This window comes from Microbacterium sp. K35 (assembly GCF_004794375.1).
Lineage (GTDB): Bacteria > Actinomycetota > Actinomycetes > Actinomycetales > Microbacteriaceae > Microbacterium > Microbacterium sufflavum.
Window position 1 is genome coordinate 1 of record NZ_SSDM01000237.1, and the last position, 202, is coordinate 202.

Annotated in this window: 1 protein-coding gene; it reads right to left on the bottom strand. The window is 74.8% G+C overall.

The window, feature by feature from the left end; translation table 11 throughout:
- A partial coding sequence (locus DW299_RS09035; RefSeq protein WP_205814359.1) for an aldo/keto reductase occupies positions 1–202 on the bottom strand: 202 nt, incomplete at both ends.

The following is a 202-nucleotide window of genomic DNA, read 5'->3' on the forward strand; positions in this document are numbered from 1 at the left end:
CGGCGAGGGACTCCATCAGCGTCTGGCGCTCGCGGCCGGCGTGGTCCGGCGGCAGCTTGGTGGTGACGAACACGGCGTCGCGGTCGACGTCCACCAGGGACAGCGCACGGCCGACCTCGGCCTCGTTGCCGTAGCCCGTGGCGGTGTCGACGTGGGTGTAGCCGAGCTCGAGCGCGGCGACCACGGCGCGCTCGGCGTCGCC